The sequence below is a fragment of the Pelomonas parva genome (assembly GCF_043555835.1).
Classification (GTDB): Bacteria; Pseudomonadota; Gammaproteobacteria; order Burkholderiales; family Burkholderiaceae_C; genus Pelomonas; species Pelomonas parva.
The window spans coordinates 19594-38188 of record NZ_JBIGHV010000014.1 but is presented as its reverse complement, the minus strand read 5'-3'; the positions used below and the strand labels follow the sequence as shown (position 1 = coordinate 38188).

19 protein-coding genes and 1 tRNA gene are annotated in these 18595 nt (G+C 69.0%); 8 read left to right on the top strand and 12 right to left on the bottom strand.

The genetic code is table 11. The features are described 5' to 3' along the window. The first annotated feature begins 36 nt into the window (after nucleotides 1–36). Nucleotides 37–1347, top strand: a complete 1311-nt coding sequence (locus ACG00Y_RS27280; protein WP_394484534.1) for a GGDEF domain-containing protein — start codon at nucleotides 37–39, stop codon at nucleotides 1345–1347. Here ACG00Y_RS27280 and ACG00Y_RS27275 read toward each other — a convergent pair. Further along, nucleotides 1344–2423: an outer membrane lipoprotein gene (locus ACG00Y_RS27275; RefSeq protein WP_394484532.1), complete on the bottom strand. Its 1080-nt coding sequence runs from the start codon at nucleotides 2421–2423 to the stop codon at nucleotides 1344–1346. The two genes, ACG00Y_RS27280 and ACG00Y_RS27275, sit on opposite strands and share 4 nt — an antisense overlap. Before the next feature lie 160 nt (nucleotides 2424–2583). Here ACG00Y_RS27275 and ACG00Y_RS27270 point away from each other — a divergent pair, with 160 nt between their 5' ends. After that, entirely contained in the window at nucleotides 2584–3375 is a 792-nt protein-coding gene (locus ACG00Y_RS27270; protein WP_394484531.1) for an alpha/beta fold hydrolase, read from the top strand. Here ACG00Y_RS27270 and ACG00Y_RS27265 read toward each other — a convergent pair. From ACG00Y_RS27265 to ACG00Y_RS27255, 3 genes are all read right to left on the bottom strand, one after another. Further along, the gene (locus tag ACG00Y_RS27265; protein ID WP_394484529.1) at nucleotides 3360–4328 is read right to left on the bottom strand and encodes a hypothetical protein; all 969 of its coding nucleotides are present in this window, start codon (nucleotides 4326–4328) and stop codon (nucleotides 3360–3362) included. The two genes, ACG00Y_RS27270 and ACG00Y_RS27265, sit on opposite strands and share 16 nt — an antisense overlap. 262 nt (nucleotides 4329–4590) lie before the next feature. Then, on the bottom strand, nucleotides 4591–5418 hold the full coding sequence (locus ACG00Y_RS27260) for a LytR/AlgR family response regulator transcription factor (RefSeq protein WP_394484527.1): 828 nt from the start codon (nucleotides 5416–5418) through the stop codon (nucleotides 4591–4593). After that, nucleotides 5415–6503: a sensor histidine kinase gene (locus ACG00Y_RS27255; protein ID WP_394484525.1), complete on the bottom strand. Its 1089-nt coding sequence runs from the start codon at nucleotides 6501–6503 to the stop codon at nucleotides 5415–5417. The genes ACG00Y_RS27260 and ACG00Y_RS27255 overlap by 4 nt, the downstream gene beginning before the upstream one ends. Before the next feature lie 60 nt (nucleotides 6504–6563). Between ACG00Y_RS27255 and argH the strand changes: the two genes are divergently transcribed. Together argH and ACG00Y_RS27245 are read left to right on the top strand one after the other, a co-directional pair. Further along, the gene (gene argH, locus ACG00Y_RS27250; RefSeq protein WP_394484523.1) at nucleotides 6564–7961 is read left to right on the top strand and encodes an argininosuccinate lyase; all 1398 of its coding nucleotides are present in this window, start codon (nucleotides 6564–6566) and stop codon (nucleotides 7959–7961) included. Next, entirely contained in the window at nucleotides 7958–8434 is a 477-nt protein-coding gene (locus tag ACG00Y_RS27245) for a hemerythrin domain-containing protein (protein ID WP_394484521.1), read from the top strand. The genes argH and ACG00Y_RS27245 overlap by 4 nt, the downstream gene beginning before the upstream one ends. Here ACG00Y_RS27245 and ACG00Y_RS27240 read toward each other — a convergent pair whose 3' ends face one another. The 5 genes from ACG00Y_RS27240 to ACG00Y_RS27220 form a co-directional block, all read right to left on the bottom strand. After that, complete coding sequence (locus ACG00Y_RS27240) at nucleotides 8435–10408, bottom strand: M3 family metallopeptidase (protein WP_394484519.1); 1974 nt, start codon at nucleotides 10406–10408, stop codon at nucleotides 8435–8437. It abuts the gene before it with no gap. 124 nt (nucleotides 10409–10532) lie between these two features. Next, nucleotides 10533–10620 (bottom strand) — tRNA-Ser (locus ACG00Y_RS27235). 49 nt (nucleotides 10621–10669) lie between these two features. Continuing rightward, nucleotides 10670–11965, bottom strand: a complete 1296-nt coding sequence (gene serS, locus ACG00Y_RS27230) for a serine--tRNA ligase (protein WP_394484517.1) — start codon at nucleotides 11963–11965, stop codon at nucleotides 10670–10672. A gap of 74 nt (nucleotides 11966–12039) precedes the next feature. Further along, nucleotides 12040–13017, bottom strand: coding sequence for a 4-hydroxy-3-methylbut-2-enyl diphosphate reductase (ispH, locus tag ACG00Y_RS27225; protein ID WP_394484515.1), 978 nt, complete (start codon nucleotides 13015–13017; stop codon nucleotides 12040–12042). Next, entirely contained in the window at nucleotides 13017–13460 is a 444-nt protein-coding gene (locus tag ACG00Y_RS27220; protein WP_394484513.1) for an FKBP-type peptidyl-prolyl cis-trans isomerase, read from the bottom strand. Before ACG00Y_RS27220 ends, ispH begins: the two co-directional genes overlap by 1 nt. Before the next feature lie 41 nt (nucleotides 13461–13501). Between ACG00Y_RS27220 and radC the strand changes: the two genes are divergently transcribed. From radC to ACG00Y_RS27205, 3 genes are all read left to right on the top strand, one after another. Further along, on the top strand, nucleotides 13502–14176 hold the full coding sequence (radC, locus tag ACG00Y_RS27215) for a RadC family protein (RefSeq protein WP_394484511.1): 675 nt from the start codon (nucleotides 13502–13504) through the stop codon (nucleotides 14174–14176). Then, the gene (locus tag ACG00Y_RS27210; protein ID WP_394484509.1) at nucleotides 14173–14820 is read left to right on the top strand and encodes a Smr/MutS family protein; all 648 of its coding nucleotides are present in this window, start codon (nucleotides 14173–14175) and stop codon (nucleotides 14818–14820) included. The genes radC and ACG00Y_RS27210 overlap by 4 nt, the downstream gene beginning before the upstream one ends. A gap of 152 nt (nucleotides 14821–14972) precedes the next feature. Then, entirely contained in the window at nucleotides 14973–15626 is a 654-nt protein-coding gene (locus ACG00Y_RS27205; RefSeq protein ID WP_394484507.1) for a hypothetical protein, read from the top strand. On the opposite strand, the gene ACG00Y_RS27200 is transcribed toward ACG00Y_RS27205, so the two are convergent. From ACG00Y_RS27200 to ACG00Y_RS27190, 3 genes are read right to left on the bottom strand one after another with little or no spacing between them, the layout of a single operon-like run. Next, the gene (locus ACG00Y_RS27200; RefSeq protein WP_394484506.1) at nucleotides 15623–16009 is read right to left on the bottom strand and encodes a group II truncated hemoglobin; all 387 of its coding nucleotides are present in this window, start codon (nucleotides 16007–16009) and stop codon (nucleotides 15623–15625) included. The two genes, ACG00Y_RS27205 and ACG00Y_RS27200, sit on opposite strands and share 4 nt — an antisense overlap. Beyond that, entirely contained in the window at nucleotides 16002–16799 is a 798-nt protein-coding gene (locus ACG00Y_RS27195) for a MinD/ParA family protein (protein WP_394484504.1), read from the bottom strand. Before ACG00Y_RS27195 ends, ACG00Y_RS27200 begins: the two co-directional genes overlap by 8 nt. Beyond that, entirely contained in the window at nucleotides 16796–17521 is a 726-nt protein-coding gene (locus ACG00Y_RS27190) for a GGDEF domain-containing protein (RefSeq protein WP_394484502.1), read from the bottom strand. Before ACG00Y_RS27190 ends, ACG00Y_RS27195 begins: the two co-directional genes overlap by 4 nt. Nucleotides 17522–17743: 222 nt before the next feature. Between ACG00Y_RS27190 and ACG00Y_RS27185 the strand changes: the two genes are divergently transcribed. Further along, nucleotides 17744–18595 carry a CheR family methyltransferase gene (locus ACG00Y_RS27185; RefSeq protein WP_394484500.1) on the top strand — a complete coding sequence of 284 codons (852 nt, stop codon included), beginning with the start codon at nucleotides 17744–17746 and terminating at the stop codon, nucleotides 18593–18595.

The following is an 18595-nucleotide window of genomic DNA, read 5'->3' as shown; positions in this document are numbered from 1 at the left end:
TGACGCGGGCTTTGGCTGCACGCTAGAGTCCCGCGCATGGGGTTCAGGTGGCGCTTCGAATACAGCCTGTTGTCGATGGTGCTGCTCAGCGTGGCAGCCGTGCATTTCTCCGATGAACTGCTGCAGCAGGCCCGGGTCATCCGGCCCGGCAATCCCTTCATCGCGGAGGCGATGTCCGACCAGCGCAACGGTGGCAACAGCGAGGTCACGCGCGTTCCGGGCGCGGGCTTCGATTTGCGTTGCGCGCTGCGCGATCGCTACCGCTATCCCTACTGCGGCATTGCGCTGCGCTTCGACCCGCAGCTCCTCAAGGGCATCGACCTCAGCGAGGTGCGCCGCATGCGACTGTGGCTGGACTACAAAGGCCCGGCCAGCACGCTGAAGGTCCAGTTGCGCAATGCCAGCCCGGCCTACGGCATCCCGCAGACGGAAAACGAATCGGCCAAGTACAACCACATCGAGATCAACACCGACTCGGTCCACAACGGCATGGTGGAGCTGGACCTGCGCAACTTTGTCGTCGCGAACTGGTGGATGCAGCAGTTCCACGTCGCGCCGCACCTGGGTCGCCCGGAGTTCGACAACGTCATCACGCTGGAAATCACGACCGGCACCGAGGCGCCGCTGGGCAACTACCGCTTCGTGCTGCACAAGATCGAGTACGACGTGCAACACATCTCCACCGAACGCTGGTATCTCATCATCATGAGCATCTGGCTGGCGCTGGCGTTGCTGTATCTGTTCATGCGCCTGCTGCGGCTGCAGAGCGTCGTGCGCCAGCAGCGCCAGCAGTCGCACGAGTTGCAGGAGATCAACCGCGCGCTGGACGTGCGCAGCCAGCAGCTCGTGCAGATGGCCACCACCGACGCGCTGACCGGCGCCTTCAACCGCAAGGGGTTGGAAGACGTGCTGCAGCAGGCGCTGACGGACTGGCGCCGCCACCAGCACCCGCTGGGCCTGGTGCTGATCGACGTCGACCACTTCAAGGCCGTCAACGACACCCACGGCCACCAGGCCGGCGACCGCGTGCTGGCCGGGCTGGCCGAGCTGGTGCGCAACCATGTGCGTGGCCAGGACCTGCTGGGCCGCTGGGGCGGCGAGGAGTTCCTGCTCGTCTGCCGCGACACGCACCTGCCGCAGGCGGTGGCCATCGCCGAGAAGCTGCGCGCGCTGGTGGCCGGGCACCATTTTTCAGGCGACCTGCGCATCACCGCCAGCTTCGGCGTGGCGGCGATGGACAGCGACCGGCCGCTGGACCAGGTCTTCGCGGCGGCCGATGCGGCCCTCTACCGCGCCAAGGCCGGGGGCCGCAATCGGGTCGTGGCCGAGGGCCTCGGCGCCGCCTAACGCTGCAGTTCCAGTGTCTCGCCGACGATGCGCACGCGGTCACCCACGCGCAGGCTCGGCGGCTCGGCATAGACCACCGTGCGCTGCACGCCGTCGTTCTGGCGCACCACCACCTCGTATTGCGTGCGCTGGTTGTGGCGCCGCTGGATCTCGCGGCCCAGCAGCGCGCCGCCCACGGCGCCGGCCACGCCGGCCAGCTTGCGGCCATCGCCCTTGCCGATCTGGCTGCCCACCACCGCGCCCAGCACGCCGCCGGCCACCGTGCCCAGCACCTTGCCCTCGCCGTCGACGACCACCTCGTTCACCGCCTGCACGGTGGCGCAATCGGTGCAGCGGTCGCCCCGGTTGTCAGCGCGGCGCGCCCGCAACTCCACGCCGGCATAGGCGTTGTCCACGCTGGAGCGCGTCGTACGCGTACCCAGCCGGAGCTGTGCCACCAGCGGCTGCTGCGTGTCCACCCAGGCGCCCTGCGGCAGCACATGCCTGCCAACATATTCACCGGCGCGCACCTCTTCCAGCACGACGTTGACCGGCTGGCTGCCCTGCAGCTGCACCGAAGCCTGCCCGCCCGGCGTGCCCCGCACCGTGTAGCGCAGCGTCTCCGCCCTGCCCCGACCCGGCTCGCGCGCGACCTTGACCGACTGGATCTCCGGCGCCAGTGCCGCCTCGCCGGGCAGCGACCAGCCCACCTGCAAGGCCTCACCCAGCGTGGCCGTGGCCACCCGGTTGCCGCTGCGCAAGTTGGCATGCACGCGGGACTCCTGGCCGATGCGGTCCGAGCGGCCCACCACATAGCTGCCCTGGTAGCGGCCCGCCGTCGTCTCGTCCAGCCGCACCGTGCGCTTGCTGCCATCGATCTGCACGACCGCAGTCGCGCCCGGCGTGCCCCAGACGGTGAAGTTCAGCTCGGCGCCGGGCTCGATGCGGTCGACCTGCTCCACGTCGAAGCCCGTCACGCGCAGCGCCGCCGCCTGCGCGGCGCGCTGCTGCGCGTGGGCGGGTTCCACTGCGAAGGGCGTGCCCGCCAAGAGGGCGCAGGCCAGAGCCGCTGCCGAGAAGTGCCTGGAGTGGTTCATCGCCGTTCCTTGTTGTTTGACGTGTCTGCAGCCTAGGCGCGCCCGCGCCGGCATCGGGTGGGCCTGCGGCTTGAGCGGCAGTAGGCGGCAACCTACGCGCACAGGCCTGCACCGGTACAGACAAGCCAACAATACGGGCTGCTCACACCTGGAGACCCTCATGCCCGACACCCCCGCCCGCCCCGTCGTCTGCCTGCACTCCAGCGGCGCCAGCGGCCGGCAGTGGCGAAGCCTTGTGGCCGACGGCGGCACGGCCTGGTCATGGCACACGCCGGACCTCTTTGGCCACGGCAGCCGGTCGGCCTGGCCCGAGGGGGCGGCCAGCGACCTGGCAGTCGACGCCGACGGCGTGCTGGCCCACCTGCCCTTTGGCGCCGAGCAGCGCTTCGACCTCGTCGGCCACAGCTATGGTGGCGCGGTGGCACTGCAGATCGCGCTGCAGCAGCCCCACCGCGTGCATTCGCTGACGCTGTACGAGCCGGTCGCCTTCGGCGTGCTGCCGGCGCTGGGCGAGGACCTGCCCGAGTGGCAGGAAGCCCAGCAGGTCGCCGCCGCCGTGGCGGCGGCACTGGCACGCGGTGACCTGGACCAGGCCGCACGCGGCTTCGTTGGCTACTGGCAGAGGCGCGACGTCTGGCCCGAGCTGGAAACGGCCCAGCGCGCCCGCCTGGCCGAGCCCATGCCCACCATCAGCCGCCACTTCGAGGCCCTGGCCGCCACGCGCTGGAGCGATGCCGAACTGGCCACGCTGCAGATGCCGGTGCGGCTGATCTGCGGCGGCGCCACGCGCGCCAGCGCGCGGCGTGTGGCGCAGACGCTGGCGACCACGCTGCCCCGCGTCGAACTGGTGGCGTTGGCAGGCGCGGGCCACATGGCGCCGATTGCGGAGGCGGAGCGGGTCAATCCGTTGATCCTGGAACACCTGCGTGCGGTGACTCAGCGCGCCCCCTGACGGGCCGGCAACAGCGCCAAAGCCATCGCCAGGTCGCCCGACGCGGCTCGCTCGGCGGAGAACTGCTTCGCGCGCCGCATGCCCGCGCAGCCCGTGTCGGCGATGTTCTCCATCGCCCGCGTCGTAGCGCGATCCCACGCGGCCTTCAAGGTCGCAGCGTCATGGGCCTGCTGCACGCGCGGCACGCCCAGACGATCGGCCAGCCGCTGCGCCAGATCCGCTTCCAGCAGATCGCGGGTGTTCGCGAGCACCCATTTCGCCAACTTTCGGCATTGCTCGGCGCGCGTCGAGTCCTTCAGCGCATCGGCCCGACACGCTCTGAGCGCCATATCCATCCCCGGCATCGTCTGGTCCATGCCGATGGCACCAACCAATGCATGGCCCAACTGCGCGGCATCCGGCACTGCATCGGCCGCGGCCACGGCCTGCGCCTCCAGCAGGTAGTCCCCTCGTGACAAGCGCGTCCTGGCGAGCGCCTGCGCCAGCGCGGCCTCCACGCCGGCAGCGTTCTTGCGCTGTTCTTCTTCGGTGATGACCTGCAGCCAGGGCCGAGCGTCGGACGGGTCCAGTTCCGCCCAGCGGCGTGCGTTCAGCCGCCCGCAGCTCGGCGCGCCTTCGCCTTGCAAGCGGCAGGCCGTCAGGGCCAGTTGGTAGGCCAGCGGATCGCGGCTGCGCTCGGCCAGCACCGCAGCCCCCTCGCGGTCCCGCATGAGCAGACGCGCGGCGACCTGCTGATGCTCGTTGCCGGCCGCCAGCCGCCCCGCGATATGCACCAACCCTGCCTCGCCGATGCGCTGCCTCTGTACGTCCACCTGCTCGGCCTGTGCCTGGCCCAGCGCGGGATCGGCCTTCCAACGTCTCAGCTCTTCGCCCGGCACGTGCCTGACGCCGCAGACCTCCACGCCCTCGGGCGGAATGTCCTTGTCGCCTGCCTGCAGTGCCTCGACGGCCATCGCAGCGGGTGCGCCGACACCGGCGGGTGCGACCGGCGCCGAGCCCTCACGTGCGCCAGCCGGCTCCGCAGGACCGGGTGCCTGCTCAACAGCGGCACCCGCCGTCCGTGGATTCGCCCGGTATGCCAGCCAGCTCGCGACCGCCAACACCATCGCGAAAAGGATGAGCCCATGAAGGCGCTTGCTCCGTGCAGTCACGCCGTCAGCTTGACGCGCGCTTTCGGGCCTTGGCGGCAGCGGATGCAAGCGACCATGGAAGCCCTCACCGCCCCTGCCCCGCCAGCGCCTCCCGCACCGCCGCCACCTGCCGGCGTGACACCGCCAACCACTCGTCCACATGCACGATGCGCACGGCCCAGCCGTCGCCGGCGTCGGCATCGCCGCCATCCAGCTCGCCGAAGTTCGTCACCGCGTGGCGCTCCAGCTCGCGCACGGCCCAGCGGGCCACCAGCGCGTTGCGGTGGATGCGCAGGAAACGCTCGCCGTGGCGCTGCTCCAGGTCGGACAGCGCACCGTCCAGCACATGGCTCTCGCTGGCGGTGCGCAGTGTCACGTACTTCAGCTCGGCCTTGAAGTACAGCACCTCGGACACCGGCACGCGCCGCAGCCGGCCGCGGTCGGTGATGGTGACGAAGTCGGCGTCCGCCACACTGGCCACGCCCGGCGCTTCGGCCGGCTGCTGCACCTGCACGGCCGCCCGCTCGGCCAGCCGCTGGGCCACGCGGGCCAGTGCAGCCTGCAGGCGCTCGCGGCGCACGGGCTTGGTCAGGTAGTCCGCCGCGTCCAGCTCGAAGGCGCGTAGCGCGTGCATCGCGTGCGCCGTCACGAAGACGATCAGCGGCGAGGGCTGGCCGGTAGCGGCGCGCTGCAGCAGGCCGTCGGCGAACTGCAGGCCGTCGGCGCCGGGCATCTGCACGTCCAGCAGCACGAGGTCGCAGCCGTGGTCGCGCAGCCAGGCGGCAGCCTGGGAGCCGGTCGCGGCTTCGGCGACGACCTCGCAGCGTGGCTCGGTGATGGCCTCCACGAGGCCGCGCAAGCGCAGCCGCGCCAGCGGTTCGTCGTCGACGATGAGGGTGCGTAGAGACGTCATAGCGGCAGCAGGATACGCAGGTCGAAACGGCCAGGCGTGGCCTCGATGTGGAAGCGCGCGGCGACGTCGTGCATCAGGCCCAGGCGCTGGCGCACGTTGCGTAGCGCCAGGCCGTGGCCGGCGGTGCGGGCCGGCGCGCCGACGCTGTTGACGATGCGGATCTCCACCTCGTCGCCGCGCCTGCGCGTCGTCACCTCCAGCTCGCCGCCTTCATCGTTGGGCTCCACGCCGTGGCGCACCGCGTTCTCCACCAGCGGCTGCAACAGCAGCGGCGGCAGCCGGGCGGCGCTGGCGGCCGGGTCCAGGTGCCAGGTGACGCGCAGGCGCTCGCCGAAGCGGATCTCCTCGATGGCCAGGTAGCGCTTGGCCAGCTCCACCTCGTCGGCCAGCGTGACGGAGGCGCTGGAGTCGGCCAGCGCAACGCGGAACAGCTCGGCCAGGTCCTCCAGCACGCCCTCGGCGCGCGCCGGGTCGATCTGCACCAGCGCGATGGCGCTGTTCAGCGTGTTGAACAGGAAGTGCGGCCGGATGCGCGACTGCAGCTCGGCCAGCTGGGCCAGCGCATCGGCCGGGCGCTGGCTGCGGTCGCGCTGGCGCAGCCAGGCCAGCAGCAGCGCCGCGCCGCTGGCGCCAACCGCCGCGATGCTGCCCCAGCGCCAGGCCGAGGCGGCTTCGTCGCTGGTGAGGTTGAGCAACGCGAAGCCCAGCAGCGCGCAGGCGGCGCCCAGAGACATCAGCGCCAGCCATTGCAGCGGCTCGGCCAGTTGCGGCCACAGGCGCTTGCCGGCACAGACGATCAGCAGCCAGGACAGCGCCGCGAACATCGTCACGACCGTGCCGTTGGCCGTCAGCGTCAGCCACTGCGCGGCGTCGCGCGCCAGCAGCGCCGTGCCCAGGCCCAGCAGCACCTGCACGCCGAGCACGGTGCGCAGCACGAGGCCGACATGGCAGACGTCGAAAGTGCGGCTGGGGTCGAGCAGCGGCGCGAAGCCCTCACCCGTGCTGGCAGCAGCGGAGTCGCGCCAGGCGCTGTCAGGCGTGGCGGGCCTGTCGGGCCGGTGAGACCGGGAGGAGGACGGAGGCATGGGCGTTCGATAATGCCGGGCTGCGCGCGATTGTGCGCGCGCCAAAACGTCGTTCGCTCCATGTCAGACAACCAACTCGCCAACAAGTCCCAAGCCTGGTCCGCCCTGTTCTCCGAGCCCATGAGTGACTTGGTCAAGCGCTATACGGCCAGCGTCGGTTTCGACCAGCGCCTGTGGCGCGCCGACATTGCCGGCAGCCTGGCCCATGCGGAGATGCTGCACAGCCAGGGCATCCTGAGCGCCGATGACCATGCCGCCATCCAGCGCGGCCTGAACGAGATCGCTGGCGAGATCGAGGCCGGCCAGTTCGAGTGGAAGCTGGACCTGGAGGATGTGCACCTCAACATCGAGGCGCGGCTGACCGAGCGCGTCGGCATCGCCGGCAAGCGCCTGCACACGGGCCGCAGCCGCAACGACCAGGTCGCCACCGACGTGCGCCTGTGGCTGCGCGGCGAGATCGACGAGATCGGTGGCCTGCTGAACAGCCTGCAGCGCGTGATGGTCGAGCAGGCCGCCAAGCATGCCGACGTCATCCTGCCCGGCTTCACCCACCTGCAGGTGGCCCAGCCGGTCAGCTTCGGCCACCACCTGCTGGCCTACGTGGAGATGTTTGCGCGTGACGCCGAGCGCATGCTGGACACCCGCAAGCGCGTCAACCGCCTGCCTCTGGGCGCCGCAGCCCTCGCCGGCACCAGCTACCCGCTGGACCGCGAGCGCGTGGCCGCCACGCTGGGCATGGAGGGCGTGTGCCAGAACAGCCTGGACGCGGTCAGCGACCGCGACTTCGCCATCGAGTTCACGTCGGCCGCCACGCTGGTGATGCTGCACATCTCGCGGCTGTCCGAGGAGTTGATCCTGTGGATGAGCCAGAACTTCGGCTTCATCGCGCTGCCGGATGCCTTCTGCACCGGCTCGTCGATCATGCCGCAGAAGAAGAACCCCGACGTGCCCGAGCTGGCGCGCGGCAAGACCGGCCGCGTGGTGGGGCACCTCGTCGGCCTCGTCACGCTGATGAAGGGCCAGCCGCTGGCCTACAACAAGGACAACCAGGAGGACAAGGAACCCTTGTTCGACACGGTCGACACCTTGAAGGACACGCTGCGCATCTTTGCCGACATGCTGGCCGGCCTGACCGTCAAGCCCGAGGCCATGCGCGCGGCCGCGCTGAAGGGCCACGCGACGGCGACCGACCTGGCGGACTACCTGGTCAAGAAGGGCGTGGCCTTCCGCGATGCGCACGAGGTGGTGGCGCATGCCGTGAAGACGGCCACGGCCAAGGGCGTGGACCTGGCCGCGCTGTCGCTGGACGAGTTGAAGGCCTTCGATGCCAGCATCGAGGCGGACGTGTTCGACGTGCTGTCGCTGGAAGGCTCGCTGAATGCGCGCAACGTGCTGGGCGGCACGGCGCCGGCCCAAGTTCGCGCTCAGGTCGCGCGGCATCAGGCGCGTCTGGCATGACCACGCTGGCCTGGACCGACAAGCTGGTGCTGAACCAGCCCACGCTGGACACCACGCACGAAGAGTTCGTGGGCCTGCTGAACGCCTTCGGCCACGCGCTGGACGACGGCGCCGACGCCCTGCCCGCCTACCACGCGCTGCTGGCCCACACCGAGGCCCATTTCGCGATGGAGGAGGACTGGATGGCGCGCTGCGGCTTCGAGGCGCAGAACTGCCATTCCAGCCAGCACGCCATGGTGCTCAACGTGATGCGCGAGGCGCTGCGCTACGCCACCGAGTTGAACGACCGCGAGCCGCTGAACATCCTGCGCACGGAGCTGGCGGGCTGGTTCCCGCAGCATGCCGAGATGATGGACGCGGCGCTGGTGTTCACGATGGAGCAGCGCGGCTTTGACCCGGTGACGGGCGAGTGCCGCGAGACGGTGGCTGAAGCCGCCGAGAGCCACAGCTGCGGCTCGGGCGGCTGCGCCTGACTACTTCTTCAGGTACTCGAAGAACGCCTGCGAGTTCGACTCGCGACCCAGGAAGGCCTTGACCAGCTCCGGTGCCGGCTTCTGCGCGCCCTGGCCCAGCACGAGGTCGCGGTAGCGCTTGCCGACATCGGCGTTCAACTTGTCTGCAGCGAAAGCCGTGCGCAGATCCATCGCGACGACCAGGCTCCACAGATAGCCGTAATAGCCCGAGCCGTAGCCACCCGCGATGTGCGCAAAGCCGGCCGGGAACATCGTGCCCGGCACGTAACCCAGCGGCGTGGCGCCTTCCATGCGCGCCCACAACGGCAGCGGTTCAGGCTTGGCCTGCTGGTGCAGCGCGAGGTCGTAGCTGGCGTACAGGTGCTGGCGGCCGAACTGGCCGCCCTTGCCGTAGTGCTTGGCGGCCAGGGCCTGGTCGACCATCGTGTCCGGCACCGGCTTGCAGGTCGCGCAGACCTCTTGCATCAGCTTGAGCACCTGCTTGTCGTAGATCCAGTCCTCCAACATCTGCGACGGCGCCTCGACGAAGTCGTGCATGACCGTCGTACCGGCCGTGGCTGCATAGCGCGTCGTCGACAGGTTCACATGCACCGCATGGCCCAGCTCGTGCAGCAGCGTCTCCACCTCGTCCAGCGTCAGGCCGTTGCGGTCGAAGTTGACGACCAGCGCCGCCGCCGGTGTGCGGCCAATGCGCGTGGCGCTGCCGCGCAGCGGCCAGACGGCGGCATGGTTGTACTTGCCATCGCGCGGGTAGAGGTCCACATACATCTGGGCGATGGGCTGGCCCGAGGCCGCGTCACTGACGACATAGGTCTGCGCCTCCTCATACCAGAGCTTGTTGGTGACGCGCTGGTACTTCACACCCATCAGCTTCTCGACGATGCGCATCGAGAACTCCAGGCTGGCCTGGGGCGGGAAGTAGGGACGGAAGGCGTTCTGGTCGACGCTGAACTTCTCGCGCTTGACGCGCTCGCTGTAGAAGGTGGCGTCCCAGCGCTCGACCTTGGTTTGGTCAAGCGGTGATCCCAGGTGCTGGGCCTTGGCAGCGCGCAGCTCCTGCAGCTCGGCTTTCTCGCGCGCATTGACGGCGCCAGTCACGGAGTCGAGGAAGCGCGCGGCCGTCGCGCCGTCCTTGGCCATGCGGCGGCGCAGGTTGAAGTCGACGTAGTTGCCGAAGCCGAACAGGCCGGCGTACTCGCCACGCAGCGTGACGATCTGGGCCAGCACGTCGAGGTTGGGCTGGCCGCCCTCGTTGGTCTTGGCCAGCCACATGCGCTGGCGCGTCTCGCTGCTTTCCGCGCTGCGCATGACGGGCACATAGCTCGGGTAGTCCACGCCCAGCAGCACGCGGCCCTGGGCGTCGCGTTTGGCCTTCTCCCACACGCTGACCGGCACGCCCTTCAGCTCGGCCTCGGTGAAGGCGACGCGCGTGCCGGCGTCGCGGATGGTCTTGTTGAACTGCTGGTCCAGCTCGGTCAGCTTGTCCAGGATCTGCTTGGCGCGAGCACGCTTGGTCGCAGGCAGCGCCACGCCGCTGTCCTCGAACTGGCCCGAGGCCAGGCGCACGAACTCGGCGTCGATGCCGTCCGCCTTCGGCGCCTTCTGCAGCGCGCGGTAGACCTTCTCGTTCTGGCCCAGGCTGGAGGCGAAGTCGGCCCAGCGCAGCGAGCAGGCCTGGGCGGCGTCGCGGATGGCCTTGTCCGGGTGGATGTTGAGGATGAAGTCGTTGGGGCCCTGATGGTCCTCGAGGTGGACGGTCAGGTCGTCCAGCGCGGCCAGCCAGCCGGCGTCGACTTTGCGCTTCTCCAGCGCCTTGACGCGCTGCGTGGCGCCCTTGAGGCCGGCATCGCAGCGGGTCTGCACATCGGCGATGGACGCGTAGTGGGGAAAGTTGGGCGCGGGCAGCTTGGGTTGTGCCTGGGCGGCGGCTGCGGTCAGCAGCAGCACGGCCAGGGTGATCAGGGCGGGTTTCATAGCCTCTCCTTGTGGGAAGGCCGCGATTCTCCTGGCTCCGCCCGCTGGCAGCCGAAGGGCACGGACCATTTCCGCGCCAAGCGCCCAAGAAAAAGCCCGCCGGGGTTGCCGGCGGGCTTGGTCTTGGAGGAGAGGGGGGGATTCGAACCCCCGAGACGTTACCGTCCGCCTGATTTCGAGTCAGGTACATTCAACCACTCTGCCACCTCTCCGAATCTGGTGCGAGCTGAGCCCAGCATTATAGCCAGGCTTTTTCAGCTCTCAACCGCGCAGCATGTCAACGCCGCCCAGATAAGGTCGCAGCGCTTCCGGCACCGTGATGCTGCCGTCTGCGTTCTGATAATTTTCGAGAACCGCGACCAGCGTGCGCCCCACGGCAAGACCTGACCCGTTCAGCGTGTGCACGAACTCGTTCTTGCCCTGCGCGTTCTTGAAGCGCGCCTGCATGCGGCGGGCCTGGAAGGCGCCCATGTTCGAGCAGGAGCTGATCTCGCGGAAGGTGTTCTGCGCCGGCAGCCACACCTCCAGGTCGTAGGTCTTGGTCGAGCCGAAACCCATGTCGCCGCTGCACAGCAGCACGGTGCGGTAAGGCAAGCCGAGCTTTTGCAGCACGGCCTCGGCGTGGCCGGTCATCTCTTCCAGCGCGGCCATGCTGTTGTCGGGATGCTCGATGCGGACCATCTCGACCTTGTCGAACTGGTGCTGGCGGATCAGGCCGCGCGTGTCGCGACCGGCAGAGCCCGCCTCCGATCGGAAGCAGGGGCTGTGGGCCGTCAGCTTGACGGGCAGGTCCTCGGGCTTCAGCACGCTCTCGCGCACGGTGTTGGTCAGCGAGATTTCCGACGTGGAGATCAGGTACTGCTCGACCTGCTCCTCGTCGCCGCCGCGCAGCACCCAGAACATGTCTTCCTTGAACTTGGGCAGTTGGCCGGTGCCCTCCAGGATCTCGCGGTTGACAATGTAGGGCGTGTAGCACTCGGTGTAGCCGTGCTCGGTCGTCTGCACGTCGAGCATGAACTGTGCGAGCGCGCGGTGCAGGCGCGCGGCCGGGCCTTTCATGAAGGCGAAGCGCGAGCCCGAGAGCTTGACGCCCATCTCGAAGTCCAGGCCCAGCGGGGCGCCCAGATCGACATGGTCCTTGACCTCGAAGTCGAACGTCCGCGGCGTGCCCCAGCGGCGCACTTCGACGTTGCCGTGCTCGTCCGCGCCTGCAGGCACAGTCGCATCCGGCAGGTTCGGCACGCCCATCAGCATCTGGTTGAGCTCGACCTGGATGGCATCCAGCCGCTCCGCGCCGGCCTTCAGCTCGTCGGCAATGCTGCCAACCTCGGCCATCAGCGCCGAGGCGTCTTCGCCCTTGCTCTTGGCCATGCCGATCTGCTTGGACAGCGCGTTGCGGCGGGCCTGCAGTTCTTCGGTGCGCATCTGCACGCCCTTGCGTTCGCCTTCGAACGCCTTGAAGCGCTCCACGTCAAGGTAAGGCTGCGGATTCTTGCGCGCATTCAGGCGCTCGATGACGGCATCGAGGTCCTTGCGCAGCTGGGTGATGTCGAGCATGTGAGAAAACCTTTAGAAATCGAATGTGAAAACGGCGCCGATATCAGCGCCGCCGGATGCATGAGGCACCGGCTTCAAGATCGAGACGCGCTCACCTCGGCCATGGACTTGTCGCCCAGCCCCATCGGCAGCGGGAAGCGCACATGCTCTTCCACGCCAGGCAGGCTGCGCACGGTGGTGGCACCCAGCGCGCGCAGGCGGTCGATGACGGCTTGCACCAGCACGTCGGGCGCCGACGCACCGGCGGTCAGGCCCACGCGGGCACGGCCTTCCAGCCACTCGGCCTGCAAGTCCTCGGCGGCATCGACCATGTAGCCGGGCGTGCCCAGGCGCTCGGCCAGCTCGCGCAGGCGGTTGCTATTCGAACTGGTAGGGCTGCCGACGACGATCACCACGTCGACCTGCGGCGCCAGCACCTTGACCGCGTCCTGACGGTTCTGCGTGGCGTAGCAGATGTCCTGCTTCTTAGGCTCGCGCACCTGCGGGAAGACGCGCTTCACCTCGGCCAGGATCTCGGCCGCGTCGTCCACGCTGAGCGTCGTCTGCGTGACGACGGCCAGCTTGCTCTGGTTGCGCACCTGCACCTTGGCCACGTCCTCGACGTCCTCGACGAGGTAGATGCCCTCGGACAGCTGGCCCATCGTGCCTTCGACCTCGGGGTGGCCCTTGTGGCCGATCATGATGAACTCGAAGCCCTCGCGGTGCAGCTTGGCCACCTCGACGTGGACCTTGGTGACCAGCGGGCAGGTCGCGTCGAAGACATTGAAGCCACGCGCGGCGGCCTCGCGGCGCACTTCCTGGCTGACGCCGTGGGCACTGAACACCAGCGTGGCGCCGGCCGGCACGTCGGCCAGGTCCTCGATGAAGATGGCGCCGCGCGACTTCAGGTCGTTGACGACGTAGGTGTTATGGACGATCTCGTGGCGCACGTAGATCGGCGCGCCGAACTTGACGAGGGCGCGCTCGACGATCTCGATGGCGCGGTCAACGCCGGCGCAGAAGCCACGCGGCTCGGCCAGCAGCACTTCCTGGGGATGCACGGCAGCATTCATCACAGCACCCCGATCACTTGCACCTCAAAGCTGACCGGCTGGCCAGCGAGGGGATGGTTGAAGTCGAACAACAGCGCCTCGTCACCCAGCTCGCGCACGACGCCGGCATAGCCGCCCTGCCCGTCCGGGCCGGGGAACTGCACGACGTCGCCGACGTGGTAGGTCTCGTCCGGGTCGCCCAGCTGGCGCAGCAGCGTCAGCTTCACGCGCTGCAGCAGCTCGGGGTTGCGGTCACCAAAGGCCTCGCCGGGCGCCAGCGTGAAGCGCTCGTGCGCGCCTTCTGGCAGGCCGATGAGCCGCGCCTCGATGGCCGGCGACAGCTGGCCGGCGCCGATGGACAGCGTGGCGGGCTTGTCGTCGAAGGTGTTGACGATGTCGGCGCCGTCCGGGCCCGAGAGCCGGTAATGCAGCGTGAGGAAGGAGCCGGCCTGGATGGGGTTCATTCGTGAGGGGTCAGAGAGCGCTTGGCTAGACTGCCGATTTTATGCCGCTGACCCACCTGCCCCCCGACGCCCGCCCGCGCGAGAAGCTGCTCGCCCGCGGCCCGCAGGCGTTGGCGGACGCAGAGCTGCTGGCGCTGCTGCTGCGCACCGGCATCGCGGGCACCGGCGTGCTGCAGCTGGCGCAGCAGATGCTGGACCGCTTCGGCGGCTGGGCCGGGCTGCTGGCGGCCAGCGTGCAGGACCTGGGCACGGTCAAGGGCCTGGGCCCGGCCAAGCGCGCGGAGATCGCCGCCGTGCTGGAGATCGCGCGGCGGTCGCTGAACCAGCGGCTCGCCGAGAAGCCGGCGATGAACGATGTGGAGTCGGTCAAGACCTTCCTGCGGCTGCACCTGGGCTCGCTGGGCCACGAGGTGTTTGCGGTGCTCTTCCTGGACGCGCAGCTGAAGCTGATCGCGATGGAGACGCTGTTCCAGGGCTCGCTGAGCCACACGACCGTGCATCCGCGCGAGGTCGTCAAGCGCGCGCTGGCGCTGGGTGCCGGCGCAGCCATCCTGGCACACAACCACCCCAGCGGGGTGGCCGAACCTTCGCGTGCCGACGAGCTGCTGACCAAGCACCTCAGCCAGGCGCTGGCGCTGGTGGAGGTGCGCGTGGTGGACCATTTCATCGTGGGTGCAGGCGAGGTCGTCTCGTTTGCCGAGCGAGGGTTGTTGTGACCAAGACCGTCGTGCGCAGCCTGGCAGACCTGAAGCCGCTCGCCCGCGAGCTGGCGGCGGCGCGCCTGGCGGCCGAAATGGAGCGCGAACGGCTGGCGGCTGCATTGCGGCTGGCCGAGCAGGAGCGGCGCGTCTTCGAGCTGAGCATCGGCCCGGTCACCCCGCTGCGCCATGTCGAGCGCGTGCTGCACGACCTGGAGCCGCCCGCCCCCGAGCCGCGCCAGCGCGAGGCCGACGAGCGCGCCGTGCTGCTGCAGGCGCTGTCCGATGACATCGACGTCGACACGCTGCTCGACACCGACGAGAGCTTGAGCTTCCGCCGCGAAGGCATCTCCGTCGAGGTCGTGCGCAAGCTGCGCCGCGGCCATTGGGCGCTGCAGGGCCAGCTCGACCTGCACGGCCTGCGCCGCGACGCCGCCCGCGAGTCGCTCAGCCACTTCGTCCACGACAGCAACCGGCGCGGCCTGCGTTGCGTGCGCGTGGTGCACGGCAAGGGCCATGGCTCGCCGGGCCGCGAGCCGGTGCTGAAGGGCCGCGTTCGCCGCTGGCTGGTGCAGAAGAGCGAGGTGCTGGCCTTCGTGCAGGCGCGCGGCAGCGACGGCGGCGCGGGCGCCCTCATCGTGTTGCTGAGCGGCTCGACCTGACACGGCACTGACCGGTGTGCACTCTGTCGCACACGGCGCCACAGCGGCGGGCAAAGCCAGCATTGACCGCCCTCACCTGGCCGCAGTAGCCTGGGGTCGAGCCGCCGCAAGCGTGGCACCCGGTTTCCCAACCGCTGCAGAGAGGAGCTTCCATGAACCTGTCACACGCCTATTCCGATCGTGCGCCCAAGCCCAGGAGCTATGTGGGCATCGGCCTGGTGGTCGCGCTGCACCTGGCCGGCATCTATGCATTGAGCGCAGGGTTGATCCAGGCGCCCACCAGAGTCAAGGAACCCACCGTCTTGCTGCCGCCGATCCCGGAGCCGCGCGAGCCCGAGATCCTTCGCGAACCGGTCTTCAATCCGGACAAGCCGGTGTTCGGCCCCGTGCAGGTGCCCGACGTGCCCGTGCCTCCCAGCTGGCAGGAAGCACCGACGATCACCGCAGAGCCCATGTCAGATGCAATGCCTGCGATCAACCGAAGCGCGGCAACCGGCCCCAACACGCCGGTCTCGACGCAGCCACAGGTTGACGCCCAGCCGGTCGTGCACACGGCGGGCGCCGTCTGCTCCGTGATGCCCAAGCCCGAACTGCCGGCGCTGAACTGGAGCGGCGAGGCCGTGCTGCAGGTGATGGCCACCGTGCGCGGCGGCCGCGTCGTCGGCAGTGAGTTCCGCGTGACCCAAGGCGCGCTGGACGGCAAGACCCGGCGCTCGCTGCAGCGCTCCGTGGAGTCGGCGCTGGCCGGCTACCAGTGCCAGGGCGACGCGATGTTCCAGCAGGACTTCGCGTTCAGGCTCGACTAAACGTTGCGCATCCAGTCGGCCGTGCCCGCGAAGGACTCGGCCAGCCGGGCCTGCAGGGCCGGGTCCACCCCGGTCTCCTGCATGGCCTGGCCCATGCAGGCCAGCCATTCGTCCCGCTCGGCGATGCCGATGCGAAACGGCATGTGCCGCGCCCGCAAACGCGGGTGCCCGAAGCGGCTGATGTAGTGGTCGGGCCCGCCCAGCCAGCCGCACAGGAACCAGAACAGTTTGTCGCGCGCCGATTCGAGCGTGTCGCCGTGCGCCGCGCGCAGTCGCGCGTAGGCCGGCTCCAGATCCATCAAGTCGTAGAAGCGGTCGACGAGTTCGCGCACGCGCGCCTCGCCGCCCATCCACTCGAACGCTGTGTCGGGAGCGTCAGCCAAGGAGCTTGGAGGCGAGCGCCTTGATGGACTGCGCCGCGACGCAGCCGGGATAGTGCTCCAGCATCAGTTGACGCTTCAGCACGGCCTGGCGCACGGCCTGGTCGGACTTGATCTCGCCAAAGAGTTCGAGCCGGAAAGGCGCGCCTGGCGTCGGGCCGACGAAGCGCTGCAAGACCTGCTGCAACTGGCCGCAGATCAGCTTGCCCTCGCCGGTGCGATTGGCCTGATTGACGACCAGGCCCACGTGGCGGCGATCCTGCTGCGTGGCCAGCACCTTGATCGTCGCGTAGGCATCGGTCAGCGACGTGGGCTCGGGCGTCGCGACGACCAGCACGTCGGTGGCCAGCGAGACCGCGAACAGCACGACATCTGAGATGCCGGCGCCGGTGTCCAGCAGCACCCAGTCGAAGCGCGGCTTGACGAGGTCGATGATGTGCAGCAGCTTGTCGCGCACCTCGGGCGTCAGCCGCGAATACTCGACCATGCCCGAACCGGCCAGCAGCACGCTGAAGCCGCCGGGCGCCGGCAGGATGGCCTGCTCCAGCGTCGCCTTCTCGGTGAAGACGTCGTGCAGCGTCAGCTTGGGGTGCAGGTTCAGCACCACGTCGAGGTTGGCCAGGCCCAGGTCGGCGTCCAGCACCAGCACCTTCTCGCCGCGCGCGGCCAGCGCCGCTGCGAGGTTGGCGGTGACGAAGGTCTTGCCGACGCCACCCTTGCCGCTGGTGACGGCAAGCGTGCGCGCACCGGCTCGCGCGGGGCGCGTTGCAGCAGGATCGGGGGTCATGCTCATGGCAGGTCCTGTTGCGTGTCGAGGTTCAGGGAGGCGTACAACATGCCCTTTTCTTCGGCGCTGACCAGGGAGTCGATCTGGGGTTCGAGGCAGGCGCGGTTGCGCCCTTCGGCCTTGGCGCGGTAGAGCTGGCGGTCGGCGCGCTCGGTCCACAGCAGCGGCGACGAGCGCACCCACTGCGGGGCGAACGCGCCGCCCAGGCTGATGCTCACATTCAGCATTTGGCCGGGACCGATCTCGATGCTGAGTTCGGAGACCCGCTCGCGCACGCGCTCGGCAACGGCCAGGCCCACATGCGAGGCGCAGTTGGGCAGGATGATGGCGAACTCCTCACCGCCCACGCGGGCCACGATGTCCATCGGCCGCACGGTCAGCGCGACGGCGCCGGCCACGGCGCGGATGACCTGGTCGCCTGCGCCATGGCCATAGGTGTCGTTCACGGCCTTGAAATGATCAATGTCCAGCATCAGCAGCAGCGCCGCTTCGCCGCTGCGGGCGACGCGGTCGACCTCGCGGGCCAGGCACATCTCGAAGCTGCGCCGGTTGACCAGGCCGGTCAGCGCGTCCTTGCTGGACAGGTCGCACAGCGCGTCCAGCACGGCCTGCAGCCAGGCGGCGCTGAACGGCCGCTCGTCTGGAAGCAGCGCCCCGGCCTGCTGCAGCAGTTGCAGGGCCTGTTCCAGATCGAGCGTGGCAGCATCGATCAATGCGGGGGCGGGCAAACGGTGTTCCAAAGTCAGAGCAGCAGCGTGCGGGTAACCGATTGTGGTTTCGGGGCAGTCTAGCAGCGCCCCCCGTGCACGCAGGTCGTGAAACAGGCACGTTCCTGAAGCCTGTTTGCACTATCCTGCCCCGCAGGCAGGGCGTACAACCGACCCTGCGGTGCAGAATCGGCGCGCCAACGCCACATCTGCTGCGAGCGCCAACAAATCTGATCCCGAGACATGCCCGCACACGACCTCGCCCACGGCGGCGATTCTGCAGACCACGAATTCAGCTTCAGCAAGGCCGACTTCGACCGCGTGCGCGAGCTGATCTACAAGCATGCCGGCATCAGCCTGCATGACGGCAAGCATGCGATGGTCTACAGCCGTCTGTCGCGACGACTGCGCGAGACGGGGCACAAGAGCTTCGGCAGCTACCTGCAATGGCTGGAGGCGTCCACCGGCCCGTCCGGCGCCGCCGAGTGGCAGGAGTTCGTCAACTGCCTGACGACCAACCTGACCTCCTTCTTCCGCGAGGAACATCACTTCCACGCACTGAAGGACGACCTCAAGCCGTTTGTGGGAAAGCAGGTCCGCATCTGGTGCTGCGCGGCGTCCACTGGCGAAGAGCCCTACTCCATCCTGATGACTTGCAGCGAGGCCCTCGGGGCCGGCGCGTCGGTGCAGCTGGTCGCTAGCGACATCGACACCAATGTGCTCGCGACGGCCAAGCGCGGCGTCTACAACGCCGACTCACGTGGGCTGGATGCCACACGGCTGAAGAACTTCTTCATGCGCGGCACCGGCGCCAACTCGGGAAAGATCCGCGTCAAGCCCGAGCTGCAGCGCTGGGTGGAGTTCCGCTCGCTGAACCTGATGGACGCGCAGTGGCAACTGGGCGACCCCTTCCACATGGTGTTCTGCCGCAACGTGATGATCTATTTCGACGCGCCCACCCAGCGCAAGGTGCTGGAGCGCATCCACCGCGTCATGCGCCCCGGCGGCCTGCTGTTCGTGGGTCATTCCGAGAACTTCACCGAATCGCGCGACCTGTTCAAGCTGCGCGGCAAGACGATCTACGAAAGGGTCTGA

Bases quoted from the DNA above. Each gene is read 5' to 3' on its own strand.
- ACG00Y_RS27185 (WP_394484500.1), top strand. From the start codon at position 17,744: ATGCCCGCACACGACCTCGCCCACGGCGGCGATTCTGCAGACCACGAA.
- ACG00Y_RS27220 (WP_394484513.1), bottom strand. From the start codon at position 13,460: ATGAACCCCATCCAGGCCGGCTCCTTCCTCACGCTGCATTACCGGCTC.
- ACG00Y_RS27265 (WP_394484529.1), bottom strand. From the start codon at position 4,328: ATGGCCGTCGAGGCACTGCAGGCAGGCGACAAGGACATTCCGCCCGAG.
- ACG00Y_RS27195 (WP_394484504.1), bottom strand. From the start codon at position 16,799: ATGAGCATGACCCCCGATCCTGCTGCAACGCGCCCCGCGCGAGCCGGT.
- serS (WP_394484517.1), bottom strand. From the start codon at position 11,965: ATGCTCGACATCACCCAGCTGCGCAAGGACCTCGATGCCGTCATCGAG.
- ACG00Y_RS27245 (WP_394484521.1), top strand. From the start codon at position 7,958: ATGACCACGCTGGCCTGGACCGACAAGCTGGTGCTGAACCAGCCCACG.
- ACG00Y_RS27240 (WP_394484519.1), bottom strand. From the start codon at position 10,408: ATGAAACCCGCCCTGATCACCCTGGCCGTGCTGCTGCTGACCGCAGCC.
- ACG00Y_RS27205 (WP_394484507.1), top strand. From the start codon at position 14,973: ATGAACCTGTCACACGCCTATTCCGATCGTGCGCCCAAGCCCAGGAGC.
- radC (WP_394484511.1), top strand. From the start codon at position 13,502: ATGCCGCTGACCCACCTGCCCCCCGACGCCCGCCCGCGCGAGAAGCTG.
- argH (WP_394484523.1), top strand. From the start codon at position 6,564: ATGTCAGACAACCAACTCGCCAACAAGTCCCAAGCCTGGTCCGCCCTG.
- ACG00Y_RS27275 (WP_394484532.1), bottom strand. From the start codon at position 2,423: ATGAACCACTCCAGGCACTTCTCGGCAGCGGCTCTGGCCTGCGCCCTC.
- ACG00Y_RS27270 (WP_394484531.1), top strand. From the start codon at position 2,584: ATGCCCGACACCCCCGCCCGCCCCGTCGTCTGCCTGCACTCCAGCGGC.
- ACG00Y_RS27280 (WP_394484534.1), top strand. From the start codon at position 37: ATGGGGTTCAGGTGGCGCTTCGAATACAGCCTGTTGTCGATGGTGCTG.
- ACG00Y_RS27260 (WP_394484527.1), bottom strand. From the start codon at position 5,418: ATGACGTCTCTACGCACCCTCATCGTCGACGACGAACCGCTGGCGCGG.
- ACG00Y_RS27255 (WP_394484525.1), bottom strand. From the start codon at position 6,503: ATGCCTCCGTCCTCCTCCCGGTCTCACCGGCCCGACAGGCCCGCCACG.
- ispH (WP_394484515.1), bottom strand. From the start codon at position 13,017: ATGAATGCTGCCGTGCATCCCCAGGAAGTGCTGCTGGCCGAGCCGCGT.